The 18,308-nt window shown below is 54.5% G+C and carries 18 protein-coding genes; 6 read left to right on the top strand and 12 right to left on the bottom strand.

From position 1 onward, the window contains the following. Positions 1-21: 21 nt before the first annotated feature. Entirely contained in the window at positions 22-1,053 is a 1,032-nt protein-coding gene (gene holA / locus WA429_RS00380) for a DNA polymerase III subunit delta (protein WP_101246665.1), read from the top strand. Positions 1,054-1,163: 110 nt separating this feature from the next. Here holA and WA429_RS00375 read toward each other — a convergent pair whose 3' ends face one another. The 7 genes from WA429_RS00375 to WA429_RS00345 form a co-directional block, all read right to left on the bottom strand. Further along, positions 1,164-2,381, bottom strand: a complete 1,218-nt coding sequence (locus WA429_RS00375; protein WP_287464563.1) for a ParB/RepB/Spo0J family partition protein — start codon at positions 2,379-2,381, stop codon at positions 1,164-1,166. Beyond that, positions 2,378-3,205, bottom strand: coding sequence for a ParA family protein (locus tag WA429_RS00370; RefSeq protein ID WP_101246667.1), 828 nt, complete (start codon positions 3,203-3,205; stop codon positions 2,378-2,380). Before WA429_RS00370 ends, WA429_RS00375 begins: the two co-directional genes overlap by 4 nt. Further along, positions 3,202-3,903, bottom strand: coding sequence for a 16S rRNA (guanine(527)-N(7))-methyltransferase RsmG (gene rsmG, locus WA429_RS00365; RefSeq protein ID WP_286887622.1), 702 nt, complete (start codon positions 3,901-3,903; stop codon positions 3,202-3,204). The genes WA429_RS00370 and rsmG overlap by 4 nt, the downstream gene beginning before the upstream one ends. 604 nt (positions 3,904-4,507) lie before the next feature. After that, complete coding sequence (gene mnmG, locus WA429_RS00360; RefSeq protein WP_287464564.1) at positions 4,508-6,415, bottom strand: tRNA uridine-5-carboxymethylaminomethyl(34) synthesis enzyme MnmG; 1,908 nt, start codon at positions 6,413-6,415, stop codon at positions 4,508-4,510. 143 nt (positions 6,416-6,558) lie between these two features. Continuing rightward, complete coding sequence (gene mnmE, locus WA429_RS00355; protein WP_287464565.1) at positions 6,559-7,932, bottom strand: tRNA uridine-5-carboxymethylaminomethyl(34) synthesis GTPase MnmE; 1,374 nt, start codon at positions 7,930-7,932, stop codon at positions 6,559-6,561. 144 nt (positions 7,933-8,076) lie between these two features. Then, positions 8,077-8,400: a (2Fe-2S) ferredoxin domain-containing protein gene (locus WA429_RS00350; RefSeq protein WP_101246670.1), complete on the bottom strand. Its 324-nt coding sequence runs from the start codon at positions 8,398-8,400 to the stop codon at positions 8,077-8,079. A gap of 5 nt (positions 8,401-8,405) precedes the next feature. Beyond that, complete coding sequence (locus WA429_RS00345) at positions 8,406-8,660, bottom strand: DUF6489 family protein (RefSeq protein ID WP_101246671.1); 255 nt, start codon at positions 8,658-8,660, stop codon at positions 8,406-8,408. A gap of 293 nt (positions 8,661-8,953) precedes the next feature. Between WA429_RS00345 and WA429_RS00340 the strand changes: the two genes are divergently transcribed. The 3 genes from WA429_RS00340 (at position 8,954) to WA429_RS00330 (ending at position 12,702) form a co-directional block, all read left to right on the top strand. Next, a complete protein-coding gene (locus WA429_RS00340; protein WP_287464566.1) occupies positions 8,954-10,993 on the top strand; it encodes a thioredoxin domain-containing protein in 2,040 nt (679 codons plus the stop codon). A gap of 94 nt (positions 10,994-11,087) precedes the next feature. Then, a complete protein-coding gene (locus tag WA429_RS00335; protein WP_114112113.1) occupies positions 11,088-11,576 on the top strand; it encodes a methylated-DNA--[protein]-cysteine S-methyltransferase in 489 nt (162 codons plus the stop codon). A gap of 151 nt (positions 11,577-11,727) precedes the next feature. After that, on the top strand, positions 11,728-12,702 hold the full coding sequence (locus WA429_RS00330) for a quinone oxidoreductase family protein (RefSeq protein ID WP_206926471.1): 975 nt from the start codon (positions 11,728-11,730) through the stop codon (positions 12,700-12,702). Between the two features lie 107 nt (positions 12,703-12,809). On the opposite strand, the gene WA429_RS00325 is transcribed toward WA429_RS00330, so the two are convergent. Next, the gene (locus WA429_RS00325; protein ID WP_114112115.1) at positions 12,810-13,364 is read right to left on the bottom strand and encodes an HD domain-containing protein; all 555 of its coding nucleotides are present in this window, start codon (positions 13,362-13,364) and stop codon (positions 12,810-12,812) included. Between the two features lie 140 nt (positions 13,365-13,504). On the opposite strand from WA429_RS00325, the gene WA429_RS00320 reads away from it, so the two are divergent. Beyond that, positions 13,505-13,810 carry a hypothetical protein gene (locus WA429_RS00320; protein WP_287464567.1) on the top strand — a complete coding sequence of 102 codons (306 nt, stop codon included), beginning with the start codon at positions 13,505-13,507 and terminating at the stop codon, positions 13,808-13,810. On the opposite strand, the gene WA429_RS00315 is transcribed toward WA429_RS00320, so the two are convergent. After that, complete coding sequence (locus tag WA429_RS00315) at positions 13,791-14,675, bottom strand: LysR family transcriptional regulator (RefSeq protein ID WP_287464568.1); 885 nt, start codon at positions 14,673-14,675, stop codon at positions 13,791-13,793. The genes WA429_RS00320 and WA429_RS00315 overlap by 20 nt on opposite strands. 97 nt (positions 14,676-14,772) lie before the next feature. Here WA429_RS00315 and WA429_RS00310 point away from each other — a divergent pair, with 97 nt between their 5' ends. Continuing rightward, positions 14,773-15,270: a lactoylglutathione lyase family protein gene (locus WA429_RS00310; protein ID WP_101246678.1), complete on the top strand. Its 498-nt coding sequence runs from the start codon at positions 14,773-14,775 to the stop codon at positions 15,268-15,270. 103 nt (positions 15,271-15,373) lie between these two features. On the opposite strand, the gene rho is transcribed toward WA429_RS00310, so the two are convergent. The 3 genes from rho to WA429_RS00295 form a co-directional block, all read right to left on the bottom strand. Further along, entirely contained in the window at positions 15,374-16,636 is a 1,263-nt protein-coding gene (rho, locus tag WA429_RS00305; RefSeq protein WP_101246679.1) for a transcription termination factor Rho, read from the bottom strand. A 400-nt stretch (positions 16,637-17,036) separates the two neighbouring features. Then, the gene (locus tag WA429_RS00300) at positions 17,037-17,396 is read right to left on the bottom strand and encodes a helix-turn-helix domain-containing protein (protein ID WP_101246680.1); all 360 of its coding nucleotides are present in this window, start codon (positions 17,394-17,396) and stop codon (positions 17,037-17,039) included. Then, entirely contained in the window at positions 17,393-18,040 is a 648-nt protein-coding gene (locus WA429_RS00295; protein WP_287464569.1) for a Smr/MutS family protein, read from the bottom strand. The genes WA429_RS00300 and WA429_RS00295 overlap by 4 nt, the downstream gene beginning before the upstream one ends. Positions 18,041-18,308: the final 268 nt, after the last annotated feature.

The raw sequence follows: 18,308 nt of genomic DNA, 5'->3' as shown, positions 1-18,308 counted from the left end.
CCAGGATAACCAAGACGCTTCATGAAGCTCAAGGCAGCCCAAGTCGAAACCTTTTTGCGCAGTCCCGATGCCAAGGCACAGCTGATCCTGATCTATGGTGAGGATGAAGGCCTTGTTCGCGAACGCGCCGTGCGCCTGGCCAAAACCGTTGTCGAGGATCTCAAGGATCCGTTTCGGGTGATCGAACTTGGTATCCCGCAGCTTAAGGAAGATGCCGGCCGCCTTCGTGATGAGGCCGCCGCGATCAGCTTTGGCGGCGGCCGCCGGGTGATCCGCATCCGCGACATTGGCGAAGCACAAGCCCCGATCATCGCAGACTTTCTGGCCGATCCGGCTGGTGATGCCCTGATTGTTATTGAAGCCGGCAGCCTTGCATCGAAATCCAAACTGCGTCAGGCAGTCGAAAAAGCCGGCAATGGCATGGCCCTGCCCTGTTATGCCGATAGCGGTCGCGACATTGAAACCCTGATCCAGTCGATCATGGAAGAACACAAATTGCGGATCGATCGTGATGCCACGCGCTATCTGGTGGCAAATCTCGGATCCGACCGCATGATTTCACGAAGCGAGCTTGAAAAGCTTGCACTTTATGCGCTCAAAGACGGCCAGGTCACGTTGGCCGATGCGATGGCCTGTGTCGGCGACAGTTCCGCCCGCCATTATGACGATGTCATTCAGGCTGTTTCACAGGGCAATGTCGTCAATCTTGATGCAGCACTGACCCGACTGGTGGAAGAAGGTCTCAACCCGGTCGGCGCATTGCGCATGATGATCAGCTATTTCCAGAAATTGCATCTGGTAAAGGGCCTGGTTGCCCAAGGTACCAATGCCGATCAGGCAATGAAGTCCCTGCGCCCGCCCCTGTTTTTCAAGGCAGCAGACCAGTTTCGTGCCAATCTGAATAATTGGGCGGTAAATAACCTGCAACGTGCCCTGCAAATTCTGCTTGAGGCCGAAAAGGACTGCAAAAGCGGCCTGGCCATCCCGGAAACCATTGCCCATCGCGCCATGATCAAGGTTGCCGTCGCCCGCCAGAAACAGGCACGGCGGTAACAGTTTTCATCGAATATTTTATTGATACCAATTAAAAACGGGCCACCGATCGGATGGCCCGTTTTTTTGTGGCGAGATGATCTTTGTCGCCGAGTAACCGACAACCCCCGTCATGCCTTGTCGGTTATGATCAACTCATCAAGCTCGTCTTCATCGATCGCATCAGATTCGATTGGCGTGTCGCCTTCCGGTCCATCGACGACGGCATCAAGATCAATCCCGTCATCCTCGCCATCGCTTTCCGGCAAAGTAGCATCGGCGATGCTTTCAAGTTCCGCGGTCAGTTTCTCTTCGGGATCTTCGTGGTCTGCGGCCGGGTCATCGTCTTCGATAAACATCGAATCGAATTCATTCTCGTCCGAGTCGGATATTGATGAACTGTCTTCATCTCCGGTCAGATCATGGGCCTTCCCATGTGTAAGCCGTTGCAAAATGTCATCAAGCTGCTCAAGCGTTTCATAACGAATAGAGATTTTTCCAGCCGCGCCATCAAAATCAATATTTACCGCCAACCCCAACATGTTGCTAAGATCACGTTCAAGGGCCACAGTATCTGGGTCTTTATGCGCAGAAGCCCCACCAGATGCTTTTTTGGGGCGGGATGCCTTGCCACCGTCGGTTTTCACCAGCTTTTCTGTCTGGCGAACATTCAATCCCTTTTTGACAATCTGGGCTGCAAGCTCGACAGCATTTTCCGCCCCCAACAATGCCCGGGCATGGCCGGAGCTCAGAACCTTGTCAGACAGCATTTGCTTGATCGGGGCTGGCAGTCCCAACAAGCGCAAGCTGTTGGCGATGTGACTACGGCTTTTGCCAAGCGCCTGACCCAGTGCTTCCTGGGTGTGCGAGAACTCGTTCATCAGGCGGTTATAGCCTTCGGCCTCTTCAAGCGGCGACAGATCCTGACGCTGAAGGTTCTCGATAAGGGCAATTTCAGCTGTTTCGCGATCATCGAAATCACGCACCAGCACAGGAACTTCATGCAATTGTGCCCGCTGGGCCGCGCGCCAGCGACGCTCACCCGCGATGATTTCATAGGTGGTTTCGCCCGTAGAAGACGCACGCACCAGAATCGGCTGAATGATCCCCTTTTCGCGGATCGAGGCAGCCAGATCATCAATGGCTTCGTCATCAAAATTGCTGCGCGGCTGGAATGGTGACGGCTTTAAATCCGTAATGGCAATCAGCTGTGTGGTGCCGCCCGGCCCCGGATGGCCACCAGCCGATGCTTCACCGCCTGCGGCAACTGCAACGCCGACATCTTCGTCATCTTCACCCAGAAGTGCAGACAGTCCTCTCCCCAAGCCGCGTTTTTTTGCTTCGCTCATGCTTTAACCCCTTCGCGTTTCAGGACTTCGCTTGCCAGATTGAGATAGGCCCGTGATCCCGGGCATTTCATGTCATAAACCAGAACCGGCGTCCCGTGACTGGGGGCCTCGGAGACACGAACATTGCGCGGAATGACAGTGCGATACACAACGTCACCGAAATAATCGCGTACGTCATTGGCAACCTGTGCCGACAGGTTGTTGCGCTTGTCATACATGGTCAGAACAATGCCCTGGATTTCCAGATCCGGGTTAAATGCCTTTTTGACACGTTTGATGGTGCGAACCAGATGACTGACCCCTTCAAGGGCAAAGAATTCGCATTGCAACGGCACAAGAACCGCATCAGACGCCACCAGTGCATTCAAGGTCAAAAGACCAAGCGACGGCGGGCAGTCGATCAGGACGTAATCAACATCCTGCGGCAACTTGCCCAGGGATTCTTTCAGCTGCATCTCGCGACGTTCAAAATCGACCAGTTCGATCTCGGCACCGGACAAGTCCATGCCGGACGGCACAATCGTCAAACGCGGGATCGCGGTTTCCTGACGCGCTTCTTCCAGCGAGTTGCCATTGATCAGCACATCATAGGAACTGATCTGACGATCCGAAGGGCGCAACCCCAAACCGGTGCTGGCATTGCCCTGCGGATCAAGGTCAACAATCAGAACACGCTGATTAACCGCAGCAAGCGCCGTCGCCAGATTGATGGTGGTGGTTGTTTTACCAACGCCCCCCTTCTGGTTGGCAACCGCAATGATACGCGGACGATGCCCTGCCCCTTGTGACTGGGCGGAAAGCGGCAAGTCAATTACATCAGTCACCGGCCAACTCCTTTTAAGATCATCACGACTCCGTCCGGATCCACCAGACTGGCATGCGTGGTTACATCAAACGACCAACCAGCGTTTCGTGCATCCGCCAGCTCATCCTCAAAGGCACGTCCCTTCAGCAGCACATAATGGCCACCGGCTTTCAAATGTCTTTGTCCCAATTCCAGCAATTTTGGCAGCGGTGCAAAGGCGCGCGCCGTAATCACATCGGCCGCGCGCGGTGCTGCGGCTTCGATCCGTTCGCGGGCAATTTCTGTCTGTGCCAAAACATTACAAACCCGGGCTGCTTCCATCAGGAACACCGTCTTTTTGGTATTGGATTCCATCATGGTGACGTTGCCCGCCCCAAGAATGGCCAAAACGATGCCCGGGAATCCGGCACCAGAGCCGAAATCAACGATTTTACCCTCTGCAGCAACATCCTGCAGATACGGCCAAAGCTGCGCAGAATCCTGTAAATGACGTCCCCAAACGTCTTCAGCCGTACTGGCGCCAACGATGTTAATACGTGGCTGCCATTTGACGACAAGGTCTGCGTATTGGTTCAAACGGTCCAATGTTTCACGTGAAACATTCAAATCGCGTTCGAACCACGTTTTTACGGGTGCGGAAATGGATTGCATAAATGATTTATACGTCCAGTTTGAAAAACACACCAGACTTGATTTTTGACGTTTTGCGTTTTTCATCGCGTCGCGACGCAAAAAATCGGCTCGAATGTTTCACGTGAAACATCATTTATCAGAAATCGAGAGGCCAGGTGGTGAAAAGATAGACTAGGTATCATGGCCATCGCCTGCCGCCGCACCCGACAATAGGTCCCTGCCCAACCTTGGCTTAGTAGCTGCACAAAAAAATGTTTCACGTGAAACACTACTATACGCATCCCGCCTTCCAGGTTGTGCACCCACCCAAGCCGACAAAGCGCACCCCAACAATAATCCGACATTCACCAGATCTGCCCTGATCACCGCAAGCGCCCTGCTCGTACTTCATCCAAAAGAACCACCCACAAAGTTGCGTGGCCCAGATCGTGTATCGATCCCATCTCACGGCACAGATACCTGCCAGTCTGTTAGCTCAGCGGCGTCGGATTTTCGGTAACCTAACTGGTCGGCATCCCCCGCCCGATCAGGAGGCGTTGCCAATTAAGCTGCTAATAAAATGTCCTGATGCGATTCCCAAGAAAGAACCTCGCACAGTTGTTCAGGCAGTTATTCAGATAGAGGAACGCAAAAAGGCCCGGCTGATTGGTCAACCGGGCCCTTGCTGAATGAATTTGATCAGGTGTTACTAGGCGCTTCTGGCCGCCTTGTCATCGCTGCCACGATGCTTGTGGCTTTTGATATGGCCAAGCAATGCCGTTACCGCTGCCGGGGTTACGCCCGGAATACGCGACGCGGCCCCAATCGTTTCAGGTTGAATTTCCTTGAGCTTCAACCGGATTTCAGCAGACAGACTTCCGACGGAATCAAAATCAAGGCCACGCGGCAAGCGCAATTCTTCGTCTCGCCGGAACGCGGCGATGTCTGCGGCCTGCCGGTCAAGATATCCTTTATATTGCGCATCGATCGCCACCTGTTCCTTGATCGCCGGATCAAGGTCGCCAAGCTGCGGCCACACGCGGGTCAAGGTATCAAAATTGATATCGGGATAGGCCAGAAGGTCATATGCAGATCGCCGCACACCGTCCTGATTGATCCTGATATCAAACTTGGCCAGACCATTCGGCGTTTCCGTCAGGGTCGAAACTTCATCCTTTGCTGATTGCAGGGCGGCTTTCTTTGCCCCCCACGCCTGTTCGCGGGGTGACGCAATACAGCCAATATCAAGACCGCGATCCGTCAGACGCTGATCGGCGTTATCGGCGCGCAGCATCAGTCGATATTCCGCACGCGATGTAAACATGCGATACGGTTCGCGGGTTCCCAGGGTCACCAGGTCATCGATCATCACACCAATATAGGCATCGGCCCGATCGAGCACGAATTCACGTTCGCCACCATCGGCGACCAGTGCCGCATTCACCCCGGCAATCAGGCCCTGCCCGGCTGCTTCTTCATAGCCGGTCGTGCCATTGATCTGTCCGGCAAAGAACAGACCGGCGACTTTTTTGGTTTCCAGCGTATGACGCAATTCGCGCGGATCAACGAAGTCATATTCGACAGCATAACCGGGGCGGAAAATCTCGACCTTTTCCAGACCCGGAATGGTGGCGAGCATGGCCAGCTGCACTTCCTCGGGGAGCGAGGTCGAAATGCCGTTCGGATAGACGGTCGGGTCATCGAGACCTTCGGGCTCAAGAAAGATCTGGTGCTGATTTTTCTCGGCAAAGCGCACGACCTTGTCTTCGATCGACGGGCAATAACGCGGACCGCTGCTTTTGATCTGGCCGCTATACATCGGGGCGCGATGCAAGTTGGCACGAATGATTTCGTGGGTGGCCTCGGTCGTCCAGGTCATATGACACGGGATCTGCGGCACCGTGATTTCCCGGGTCAGGAAGGAAAACGGATCGGGCGGAGTGTCGCCCGGCTGTTCCTGTAAACTTGCCCAGTCAATGGTGCGGCCATCAAGGCGTGCCGGGGTGCCGGTTTTTAATCGGCCCAGTTTGAAATCATATTTTTCCAGCGTCTCGGAAAGACCCATTGCCGGGGCATCGCCAATTCGCCCGGCCGGCGTAGTCTTTTCGCCAATATGAATAAGACCGCGCAGGAAGGTACCCGTGGTCAGCACCACCGCACCGGCACGATATTCAATACCCTCGCCCGTGATGACACCGGCCACGCGATTGTTCGCGTCAATGACCAGGTCTTCAACCCCGCCTTCAAGGATCGCGAGGTTTTCCTGATTGGCGAGGATATCCTGAACCGCTTCGCGATAAAGCTTGCGATCGGCTTGTGCGCGCGGACCCCGTACCGCCGGCCCCTTGGACCGGTTGAGCATACGGAACTGAATACCGGCACGGTCAATGGCGCGCCCCATCACACCGTCAAGCGCATCAACTTCGCGCACCATATGTCCCTTGCCCAAACCGCCAATGGCCGGGTTGCAGGACATTTCACCGATGCGATCAGCACGATGGGTCACCAGCGCCGTCGCTGCCCCCATGCGCGCAGCAGCTGCCGCAGCCTCGCAGCCGGCATGGCCCCCGCCAACAACAATCACATCAAAACGGTTGTGCGACACATTCTGTGACATCGAATTCCTCACTCAATCCCCACACCCATATGTGGCGGGTTTGAACCTTTGCGGTTCGAATAGGCTTATCAGGTCCGGTCAATGGACCAATGTTTCACGTGAAACAATCGCAGGGCTCGATCTATAGCGACTCTTCCCTGATCTTATTTTCCGATACAGAAGTCTCCGAAAATAATATCGAGCAAGTCTTCCACATCGACACGTCCGGTAATCTTGCCGATCTCGCGTACTGCCAAGCGAACATCCTCGGCAGCAAGTTCTGCGATTTCGGTCTGCAATCCGCGATCAAGATGATCGCTGGCACTTTCAAGTGCACGCCGGTGACGCAGCCTTGTCAAAGGCACGGGCCCGGCAAAATCGAGCCCCTCTTTTACGCGAGTTTCCAGCAGTTGCAAGAGGCTTTCGACCCCCTGCCCGGTCATGGCCGATATGGCCAGAACGGGAAGCTCCAGGCGATCCCCTTCAACCGAAGCACCCTGCCAGACGGTCGGGATATCATCCGCATCGCTGCCATCGACCTTGTTGATCAGGATGATGGTCTTCGCGTCAATCAGCCGGGCGGCTTCGGGATCGATATGGGGCCAGTCGGCACGATCGACAACAACAAGTCTGAGATCGGCATTCTCGGCCCGCTCGGTCGCACGACGCACCCCTTCGCTTTCGATCACATCACCGCTTTCGCGCAGGCCCGCGGTATCGACCATGGTCACCGGGAAACCGCCAAGATCAAGATGAACCTCGATCATGTCGCGCGTGGTCCCGGCAATTTCGGAAACAATCGCCGCATCGCGCTGTGCCAGACGGTTCAGAAGGCTCGATTTCCCGGCATTGGGTGCACCAAGAATGACGATCTGGAACCCTTCGCGCAGGCGTTCGCCCCGGCGGTTATCAGCCAGATGGCGTTTGACCTCGTCATTCACCGCACGCAGATCGCCATGCACAACCGGCACAATCCCGTCGGGAAGATCTTCATCAGGGAAGTCGATATCGGCCTCGATATGGGCCAATGCCTTCATCAGGCGTGTGCGCCAGCCTTCATAAAGCGTACCAAGCTCACCGGCCATCTGACGCACGGCCTGGCGACGTTGCGCCGCGGTTTCCGCATCAATCAGATCAGCGATCCCTTCGGCCGATGTCAGGTCCATCTTGCCGTTTTCAAAGGCCCGTCTCGTATATTCGCCCGGCTCGGCAATGCGCAGCCCGTTTTGACGCGACAGGCAATCAAGAACGCCTTCGATCACGGCACGTCCGCCATGAACATGCAGCTCAACCACATCTTCACCGGTAAAGCTTGCCGGGCCGGCAAAATAGATCGCCACCGCATCATCAAGACGCTCGCCCGATTGCGGATCACGGATCGGGGCATAGACTGCATGACGCGGTTTTGGCAACGTATCGCGCCCCAACAGCGCACAAAGCGTCTGCCCGGATAACGGCCCCGAAAGGCGGATCACGGCCACACCGGCACGCCCGGCCCCGGATGACAGGGCAAAGATGGTTTCTCGGCTTGCAATCATGATGGATCGTTCAATCTTGTGGTTTCGGTTCGTGCTGTCGATATCGTTCAGTCGCGCGCAAAGGTCAACCTAGCGCAGTCTTCACCAACAGGGTTTTAACAGTGCAAAAAGAAAACGGCCCCGACAAAGGGACCGTTTGAATTCTTATTGATCCGGCGAAAGCTGCAATCTTTCGACCACCTGACCACCGACCAGGTGATCATCAAGAATGGCGTCAATATCTTCCATCGTCTCGTACCGATACCAGGTCCCTTCCGGATAAATCACCATCACCGGGCCCAACTCGCACCGGTCCAGACATCCTGCCGTGTTGATCCGGGTCATCGGAATGCCGAGTTCCTTGGCGCGGACTTTCATGTAATTGCGAAGCTTGGTCGCGCCCTTGGAATTGCAACAGCCCCGCTCATGGCCAGCCGGGCGTTCGTTCTGGCACACAAAAACATGCGCCTGATAGTAGTGGTCAGTCACTTGGTTCAGTCCTTGTCACCGCTTCCGCCGGTTGATCCGTTGAACTGTCCCCAGAACGCTTTCTGAAGCTGTTCCCAATTCTGGATACCCTGCGGGAGCCAGGTATTAAGCATGGTTTCGGGATCCATTGCCGCCAAATTGGCCTTCATGCGGTCTTCGACCTCTTTCATCATGGCCTTCTGCATCGGCTGAACATCAGGAAGCCCAAAGAAGGTGCGGGCCTCTTCGGGGGTGCAATCAATGTTCACGGTTACTTTCATCGCCCTGATCTCCTTTTATTTTCTGATTTTTGTCCGCATCATTATGGCGCGCCTGCCTGCCATCTCAATCACAATAACCATATTGGCAGCATATTGGATCATTTCCCGGCAATATCACGAATTTGAGACAAAGATTACTGCCAATTGCCTTTATGAATGATGCCATAGGCCTTAGAGTCCCTCTTAACAGCATTGTCCGTCGTGATCTGTTCGTCATTCGATCACCATCGGGCACGCCACAACGATAATGCCGCCCCGCCAATATTGAGCCAACCGGTGGCACAGGACACGACATGGAACTTACACGGAACAATCTTGGGTCGGAAACCAGCCCCTATCTTCTGCAACACCGTGACAATCCGGTGCATTGGCAACCCTGGAGCGCCGAAGTTCTGGCCGCAGCCAAGGCAGCCAACAAGCCGATCCTGCTGTCGATCGGCTATGCCGCCTGTCACTGGTGCCATGTCATGGCCCATGAAAGTTTCGAAGATGATGACATGGCTGCCCTGATGAATGACCTGTTCATCAATATCAAGCTCGACCGGGAAGAACGCCCGGACCTTGATGCGATTTATCAGAATGCGCTGGCCCTTCTGGGCCAACAGGGCGGCTGGCCATTGACCATGTTCCTGACACCCGATGGTGAACCGTTCTGGGGCGGGACCTATTTCCCGAAAGAAGCCCGCTATGGTCGGCCCGGATTTGATGATGTGCTCAAGACCGTGTCAAAGATCTATACCGACAAGCCCGATGACGTGCGCCACAACGTCACCCAGATATCAAACGCCCTGATCAAAATGAACAGCGGTGCGACCGGGTCTGTTCCCGGTCTTGAAATGATTGATCGCTGCGGGCATGGCTGCTTGCAGATCATGGACGGGGAAAATGGCGGCACCGGTGGTGCGCCAAAATTCCCGCAGCCAAGCCTGTTATCGCTAATCTGGCGCACCGGGGTTCGAACCGGCGACGCCGATCTTGAACGGATCGTCAAACACAGCCTTGATCGCATGTGCCAGGGCGGCATTTATGATCATCTGGGCGGCGGGTTTGCCCGCTATGCAGTTGATGATCAATGGCTGGTGCCGCATTTCGAAAAGATGCTTTATGACAACGCTCAGCTGATTGATCTGTTGTGCGATGTCTGGCGCGTCGATGGCAATCCGCTTTATGCCCGCCGGATCGAGGAAACCATTACCTGGATCTTGCGCGAAATGCGCATTCCCGGCGGGGCCTTTACTGCAAGTCTTGATGCCGACAGCGAAGGGGTCGAAGGCAAGTTCTATGTCTGGTCCGAGGCCGAAATCGATGACCTTCTTGGCGATGATGCCGCACTTTTCAAAAAATTCTATGATGTTTCTGCCCGTGGCAACTGGGAACATCACAATATCCTGAACCGCACCAAATCGGGGCTTGCGCTTGCCGATGACGCAACCGAGGCAAAGCTTGCGCAATTGCGTGAAAAGCTTCTTGCCGCACGGGCCTACCGCGTTCGTCCGGGCTGGGATGACAAGGCGCTGACCGACTGGAACGCCATGACGATTGCCGCCCTCGCTGAAGCGGCCATGACCTTCCACCGTGCCGACTGGCTCGATTACGCCAAGCTTGCCTTCAATTTCGTCACCAACAGCCTGATGAAGGATGGTCGCTTCCTGCACAGTTACCGCGAAGGCCGTGCCCAGCATGCAGGGATGCTCGAAGATTATGCCCATATGATCCGCGCAGCCCTGCGTCTGTTTGAATGCTTTGGCGAGGATGCCTATCTGCGCGATGCGATTGCCTGGTCGGAAACGGTCGAAGACCTGTTTGCCGACGCCAAGGGCGGCTATTTCCAGTCGGCGTCAGATGCCAGCGATCTGGTGGTTCGTCAAAAACCGTTCATGGATAATGCCGTGCCATCGGGCAATGCGATCATGGCCCAAAACCTGGCGAAGCTTTATGCGCTGACCGGCGACACCAAATACCGTGATCGTGCCGAAATCACCCTTTCGGCCTTTGGCGGGCGCATTGCCGAACAGTTCCCCAACATGCCCGGATTGCTTCTGGCCGCCGAAATGTTGCAAAACCCGGTTCAGATTGTGCTGATCGCCAAGGAACGCAGCCAAACATATCTTGATATGCGCCGGGCGATTTTTGGCCAATATCTGCCCAACCGGGCGATCACCATCCTTGGTGATGGTGATCCCCTGCCCGCCGGACATCCGGCCGAGGGAAAAGCCGCGATCGGGGGCAAGGAAACCGCCTATGTCTGTCAGGGCCCAGTTTGTTCCGAACCTGTAACGAACGCAGAAGATCTTGCCAAACTGCTTGCCGGGCTGCCTGCCAACCCGGCATAAGTCGTCATCATAATCACAGTCTGCACTTGGCGCCGCGCCAGTACGACCGATAAGTACGAGCAACAAGTGCCACCAGTATCTGAAAGTATGTTCCATGCCCCAGATTTCGATGAACAGCCCGGTTGGCGCGATCACGATTTTCGAATTTGATGGTCAGATCGTCGCCCTTGACTGGGGATTTGTCGACGAGATGGAAACCAGTCCGGTCCTCGAAGAAGCCAAAAAGCAGCTTAATGCCTATTTTTCCGGGCAGCTGGATGCCTTTGACCTGCCTTTGGCACCCGATGGTACCGACTTCCAGAAGGCCGTCTGGGACGCCATGTGCAAGATCCCCAAGGGCAAAACCGCAACCTATAAGGAGCTGGCGACTGCGGCCGGATCACCCAAGGCCTTCCAGTCGGTCGGAACGGCATGCGGAATGAACCCGATCCCGATTATCATCCCCTGCCACCGTGTTCTTGCCAGCGGTGACAAGCCGGGTGGCTATTCCGGCCAGGGCGGATTGGAAACCAAGCGTGATTTGCTCAAGATCGAAGGGGTCGAACTTGTCATCGGCGATGATCAGGGAAGCTTTGATCTTTAGGCCGACCGATGGCTTTTGCCGGCGAATTTGACCCGGCAATTTCACCCAGCGAAATACATAACTCCCCTGCTGCAAATCCCGATTTTCTGACCTACACTCAACCCATTGATGAAACAGACGTTCAAAAGAACGAAACAATGGGAGGTCATCCATGACCAAAGCATTCCGCTTTTACGAAACAGGCGGCAGCGATGTGCTGCGCTTTGAAGATGTGGAAGTTGGCGCACCGGGTGCCGGTGAAGTACGCCTGGCGCAAAAGGCTGTCGGCCTCAACTATATCGATATCTATTTCCGTTCCGGGGTTTACCCGGCCCCCGCCATGCCATCGGGGCTTGGGCTTGAAGGGGCTGGCGTGATCGAGGCGGTTGGCGAAGGTGTCACCGATCTTGCGGTCGGCGACCGGGTTGCCTATGCCGCCCAGCCGCTTGGTGCCTATGCCGAAGCGCGCGTGATGCCGGCCAAGGGACTGGTCAAAATCCCTGATGATGTCAGTTTTGAACTGGCTGCCGCTGCGATGCTTCAGGGCATGACCGCGCAATATCTTTTGCGCCGGACCTATAAGGTGCAAAAGGGCGATACCATCCTGATCCATGCGGCGGCCGGCGGTGTTGGCCAGATCGTCTGCCAGTGGGCAAAGCATCTTGGCGCAACCGTGATCGGGACGGTCGGATCAAAGGAAAAGGCCGAAATCGCCAAGGCCAAGGGCTGCGACTATCCGATCCTTTATCGCGACGAGGTGGTTTCCGAACGGGTCATGGAAATCACCAACGGTCAGGGCGTTGAAGTTGTTTATGATTCTGTCGGCAAAGACACCTTCGAAGATTCACTTAAATGCCTGAAACGTCTAGGCATGATGGTCAGTTTCGGCCAGTCATCGGGCAAGGTTCCGCCGGTTACCCTGGCACAGCTTGCACCGGGCGCCTATTTCCTGACCCGCCCAAGCATCTTCACCTATAACGCCACCCGTGAAGAGCTTCTGGCATCGGCCGGTGAGCTGTTCGACGTCCTGAAATCGGGCATCGTCAAAATCGACATCACGGCGACCTATCCGCTTGCCGATGCCGCCAAGGCCCATGACGATCTTGAAGGCCGCAAAACCAACGGATCGATTGTCTTTACGGTCTGATTGATCGGATAAATCCGATTGTTGTTTGATATCAAAATATTTTCTGACAAAGGCAGGGTGCATTCCCTGCCTTTGTTCATTTCAGTCCGCCGATCAAACCGGGCGGGTTATTTGCCGACCAATTCCTGGCGATCCTGATGAAATGCACGCACATCACGCGCAATGGCATCAAAGCGATCCGAAAGCCCGTAACTGACTTCGCGACACGGGGCGACCACCGCCTCTGCCCAGTCGACATAGGCCAGGATCTGCTCTTCGTCCCAGCCAATCGGGGTATCGGTCAGCATCGCCCCGACATTGGCGACCTTGTCAGCCAGACGCACCAGTTTAGCACCTTCTGTCAGGTTGGGCGCGTTTTCGACCTGTTTTGCCTTGCGCTCGTCACGCGGCAATGCCTTGTCATCGCTGACTTCCAGTACGATGTCAGCAATGGCGTCGTTAAAACAGGACGCAATTTCGTCGCGGGTTGCACCGCAATCCTCGATCACATCATGGAGCACTGCGGCACACAGAATGTCTTCGTCGGTATGCGGTTCACATTCGACAATCAGACGGGAAACCTCGATCGGGTGATTGATATAGGGTTCCTCGGCCGGGCCTTTGCGGCGCTGATCCCGATGGGCGCGGGCGGCAAAATCAACGGATTTGAGTAAAAGCTGCATCAAGCGCGATCTGGTAGTGAACGACGATCCCCAGATTCACACGGCTTTTGCATGGTTTCAAGCCTTCATCCCCTGTCGGGACCGAAAAACCGTCCCCACATAGAAATCAGCAATGAAATTGGCGCAGGAGGACACTGGATTTGTCACAGGACATGCAATTGAAACTGACCTTGCGAAATGAAAGCAGCCAAAATCCCCTTCATTTGACCAGTCTTGCCCCGCGCGATGGCTGGAAATCCGATCCACCCCATCATCTTGATGCCAATCAGGCCAGAACCTGCGGGATTGAAACAACAAGCGAACTGGCGATTACCATGCGCTATGGCACGCATCATATCGGCATTCATTTGGGCCATGGCACTTTCAGCGTCGAACCGGGCGATGCGGTGATCGAAAGTCAGAAACTTGACGGTGCGCTTGCTGAAATTACGCTTGTTTTGCGCTGATGACGGCCCGGATCTCGTTGAAGATGGTTCGTGCAAGGGCCGATAGCGGCCATTCGGCGCGCGATATGATATAAAGGGTGTCGAAAACTTTCGGGTCGTGATCATACACCGTGATTTTCGACTGATCGCGAAACGCCTTGCGGGCAAAGGCCGGCAGAATGGTAAATCCAAGCCCGCGGGCAACCGGCTCAAGAATAAGGGTAATCTGGTTGGAAAATCCATGGCACGGAATTGATTTTACACCGGAAAACTCGCGAAACACCTGACCAAGCAACCGGGTCGCCATCGACGGGCCATCGGGATGATCAATGAACCCGATTGCAACAAGAGCCTGGTATTCCGTGATCTTCACCCCGGCAGGTAAAATCAGTTCAAGCGGCTCAATCCCGATTTTCTCGGCGCGAAGCCTGGGATCATCGGGACGCTGGGTGACAACGCCAAGCTCCACCTTGTTATCAAGAACCGCATCAATGATATCATCTGTCGGGGCAAAACGATGATGTATGGCAATGTCACGATGCCGGCTTTGCAGATCAAGAAGGGCTGCATAAATGCCAAGTCCCGAACTGCCCGGTGTGGCGATTTTGACGGCCCCGGCATGACTTTGATCCGGTGATACCCGACGGGTCAGCCGGTGGGCGGCCGCATCGACCTCGGCCGCATAATGCAAAAGTGCCCTGCCCGCGGGCATCAGTTCGATTTTGCGCCCCTGACGCAGGAAAACCGGGCCGACAACATGTTCGATATGCTTGATATGCTGACTGACTGCGGCCTGGGTCAGACCAAGGCGATCGGCTGCGCGGGTAAAGGAGCCCCAATCACACACCGTGCAAAATGTTTTCAACCAGATTGGCGATATATTCATAACGATATTTTATTAAATAAATAAGTTCTCATCTATTTTACTTATATCATAATCGATCAAAGCTGTGCCCAACCTTTCACATTTCAGGAGCACAGCAATGTCATCACATTATCCGCGCACCTTTTCCCATATCGGAATCTCGGTCCCCGATCTTGAGGCCGCTGTAAAATTCTATGCAGAAGTTCTTGGCTGGTACGTCATCATGGAACCGACCACCATCACCGAAGATGACAGTGATATCGGTCAGATGTGCACCGATGTCTTTGGCGCAAACTGGAAATCGTTCCGCATTGCCCATCTGTCGACCGGTGATCGTGTTGGCATCGAACTGTTTGAATTTCCCGATAACCAACGCCCGGACAACAATCTGGAATACTGGAAAACCGGAACATTCCATTTCTGTGTCCAGGATCCCGATGTCGAAGGTCTGGTGGAAAAGATCAAGGCCCATGGCGGCAAACAACGCATGCCGATCCGCCACTATTATCCCGGCGAAAAACCCTATCGCATGGTTTATGTCGAAGACCCGTTTGGCAATGTCTTTGAAATCTATAGCCACAGCTATGAGCTGACCTATTCAGCCGGCGCATATTGAACCGCCTGATCGCCAGTCATCAGACAATAAAAAACGGGGCCAATCCGGCCCCGTTTAATCATCAGACAATTATCTGTATCCGGCCATTTGCGCCGGATTTCGATTATCCATTCATGGAATCGAAGAAATCGTCGTTGTTCTTGGTCGATTTGAGTTTGCCCAGAAGGAACTCCATCGCATCCTGCGGTCCCATCGGGTTGAGGATACGGCGCAGCACCCACATCTTGGACAGAACGCCCTTGTCGACAAGCAGCTCTTCCTTACGGGTACCCGATTTAAGGATATCAATCGCCGGGAAGATACGTTTGTCAGACAGTTTGCGATCCAGAACCAGTTCGGAGTTACCGGTCCCTTTGAATTCTTCAAAGATGACCTCGTCCATGCGCGAACCGGTATCGATCAGGGCGGTTGCGATGATGGTCAGCGACCCGCCTTCTTCGATGTTACGGGCCGCACCAAAGAACCGTTTCGGACGTTGCAGGGCGTTGGCATCAACACCACCGGTCAGAACCTTGCCCGAGCTTGGCACGACGGTGTTATAGGCACGTGCCAGACGGGTAATGGAATCGAGCAGGATGACGACGTCATGCTTGTGTTCGACCAGACGTTTGGCCTTTTCCAGAACCATTTCGGTGACCTGAACGTGACGCTGGGCCGGTTCGTCAAAGGTGGAGCTGATAACTTCACCCTTCACCGAACGGTCCATGTCGGTCACTTCTTCCGGGCGTTCGTCAATCAGAAGAACGATCAGATAGGCTTCCGGGTGGTTTTCCTCGATCGCGTGCGCAATATTTTGCAGCATCACGGTTTTACCGGTACGCGGCGGTGCGACGATCAGGGCACGCTGACCTTTACCAAGCGGTGATACCAGTTCGATCACGCGGTTGGTGGTGTCCTTGTTGCCTTCCTGATCGGATTCACGTTCCATGCGCAACGGCTGATCAGGATATAGCGGGGTCAGGTTGTCAAAGTTGATGCGATGACGGACTTTTTCCGGCGCATCAAAGTTGACCTTGTCGACCTTGAGCAAAGCGAAATAGCGTTCCCCTTCCTTGGGCGAACGGATCTGGCCTTCGACCGTATCACCGGTCCGCAGTCCAAAACGGCGAACCTGGCTTGGGCTGACATAAATGTCATCGGGCCCGGCAAGATAGTTTGCCTCGGGGCTACGCAAGAAGCCGAAACCATCGGGCAGCACTTCGAGAACCCCCTCGCCAAAAATGGCATGGTCGTTCTCGGCCAACTGTTTGAGAATGGCAAACATCAGCTCCTGTTTGCGGAGCGTGCTGGCATTTTCGATTTCGAGTTCCTCAGACAGGGCAAGCAGCTCGGTCGGAGATTTCTTTTTGAGTTCCTGAAGATGCATATGTGCGTTTAATGATCTGTGGTTGCCGGAAGGGCGAAGATTTTATGGGATAAGAAGAAGATATGCGGTTGACCGTCAGGCAAGGCACTCAGTCAAATGCTGGGGCGTGCGGACGGTTCCAAACCTTGTAGTTGCAAGAAAGGCAGGGCTTTTCATGTTTCTGGATCGAAACACCCCCGATTGATAACCTCGAAAACGGGAATAGTCAAACCGTGTTTCACGCAATGCAGCTATTTTGCCCGCAGCGTTGTGTAAAAAACACGATTCTGCCGCCAGACTTCGGATATATGGGCAAAAAACCTGCAATTAACAGGTTCAACAACCGGTTTGACCCCGCAAATTTCCGATCCAAATATTAGAAATGACTGTATTTGACCTGTTTTGCGATCGCGGGCGGGTCTTATGGATGGCGTTCACGAAGAATTTCAAGCATCCGGCCAAGCTGATCATCACTGAGCCCGGCAATCCGTTCGGATAAAAGATTGGCAAGCTCGGTTGCTTCGGGTTCAAGCCCGGCGGTATCGACGGTGATTTTGGGATGCGACAGCTGGGCCAGACGTTTGATATCGTCAACTTCATCCCATACTAGATTGAAATAACCACAAATCTGCTGCACCAAACCGGGGCTTGGGCGACCGCGATGGCCATGTTCAAGTGCTGAAAGATAGGCCGGCGACAACTGCAACGCCGTTGCCATATCGGTCAGCGTCACATTATTGCGGGCCCGCAATTCCCTGATGCGATTGCCAAAAGGTGTCACGGGCGTCTCCGTTTCAACAAAACATAAAAGGCCCCTGCTCCACCGTGCTGGATCTGGGCCTGATTGATGGCAAGAATGCGATTGCGAAGGCGCGGCGCACTTAACCATTGCGGGGTGCGGCTGCGCAGAAGGCCGGTGCGTCCATATTCATCGGCGCGCGATCCTTTGCCGGTAATCACCAAAACGCAACGTTTCCCGGCCCGCCAGCTTTCTTCAATAAAGGCATTAAGCGCATTATGGGCGACATCCTGGGTCATGCCATGCAGGTCGATGCGCCCGTCGATTGTCATTTTGCCTTTCTGGAATTTGTTGGCGGTTGACCGGTCAATCCCGTCCGTCACACCCGGTTTCAGATCGGCAAGGCTCTGTTTTTTGACCTGTGGTCCGCGATCGGCATTGCGCGCCGAAGGCAAATTGCGCGCAGCACGGTTTTCCTCGGACCGTTCCAGACTTTCACCAAGCGTATCAGGCAGGGGAATGGCAGTATCACTGGTGTGGATGTCATCGTCAGGATCAAATACCACATCATCTCCTTTGCGCTTTTTACTGCGCAAAGGTTTGACGTCACGGGTAAAAACCTCCCACAGGGTCTTTTCCTCGTCACTGACGGTACGGCGTCGTTTATTTGTTTTTTTCTGTGTCATTGGGAACTAGATCGACCAATTAAACGCGTTCTGCCGCACTCGATTAATATGTGGATAGGAGGACTTCCGCCAAAGTCCCCTGGGTTCCAGGGGAATGAAACACCCGCCACCGATTAATCGAACGCAGCCCGTTGGGTTTGCCATAAAACATCGCCCAAGACCCGGTATCAATTTCAAAAGGCATAAAGCCTTTCCTTTATCGATACCACGTCTGTTTAAACATTTTATTCAAACAGAATGCGATGAATTAGTCGATCCAATCCCCGCC

The sequence above is a fragment of the Thalassospira sp. CH_XMU1420-2 genome, assembly GCF_037029325.1.
In the GTDB taxonomy this organism is placed as follows: Bacteria; Pseudomonadota; Alphaproteobacteria; order Rhodospirillales; family Thalassospiraceae; genus Thalassospira; species Thalassospira povalilytica.
Note: the sequence above shows the minus strand (reverse complement) of the source record. Positions and strands in the feature narration are given on the sequence as shown.

Coding starts and splice junctions, on each gene's coding strand:
- holA (WP_101246665.1), top strand. CDS start 22: ATGAAGCTCAAGGCAGCCCAAGTCGAAACCTTTTTGCGCAGTCCCGAT.
- WA429_RS00315 (WP_287464568.1), bottom strand. CDS start 14,675: ATGAATATATCGCCAATCTGGTTGAAAACATTTTGCACGGTGTGTGAT.
- WA429_RS00330 (WP_206926471.1), top strand. CDS start 11,728: ATGACCAAAGCATTCCGCTTTTACGAAACAGGCGGCAGCGATGTGCTG.
- WA429_RS00310 (WP_101246678.1), top strand. CDS start 14,773: ATGTCATCACATTATCCGCGCACCTTTTCCCATATCGGAATCTCGGTC.
- rho (WP_101246679.1), bottom strand. CDS start 16,636: ATGCATCTTCAGGAACTCAAAAAGAAATCTCCGACCGAGCTGCTTGCC.
- WA429_RS00325 (WP_114112115.1), bottom strand. CDS start 13,364: ATGCAGCTTTTACTCAAATCCGTTGATTTTGCCGCCCGCGCCCATCGG.
- WA429_RS00375 (WP_287464563.1), bottom strand. CDS start 2,381: ATGAGCGAAGCAAAAAAACGCGGCTTGGGGAGAGGACTGTCTGCACTT.
- WA429_RS00340 (WP_287464566.1), top strand. CDS start 8,954: ATGGAACTTACACGGAACAATCTTGGGTCGGAAACCAGCCCCTATCTT.
- mnmE (WP_287464565.1), bottom strand. CDS start 7,932: ATGATTGCAAGCCGAGAAACCATCTTTGCCCTGTCATCCGGGGCCGGG.
- WA429_RS00295 (WP_287464569.1), bottom strand. CDS start 18,040: ATGACACAGAAAAAAACAAATAAACGACGCCGTACCGTCAGTGACGAG.
- WA429_RS00345 (WP_101246671.1), bottom strand. CDS start 8,660: ATGAAAGTAACCGTGAACATTGATTGCACCCCCGAAGAGGCCCGCACC.
- rsmG (WP_286887622.1), bottom strand. CDS start 3,903: ATGAAAAACGCAAAACGTCAAAAATCAAGTCTGGTGTGTTTTTCAAAC.
- mnmG (WP_287464564.1), bottom strand. CDS start 6,415: ATGTCACAGAATGTGTCGCACAACCGTTTTGATGTGATTGTTGTTGGC.
- WA429_RS00335 (WP_114112113.1), top strand. CDS start 11,088: ATGCCCCAGATTTCGATGAACAGCCCGGTTGGCGCGATCACGATTTTC.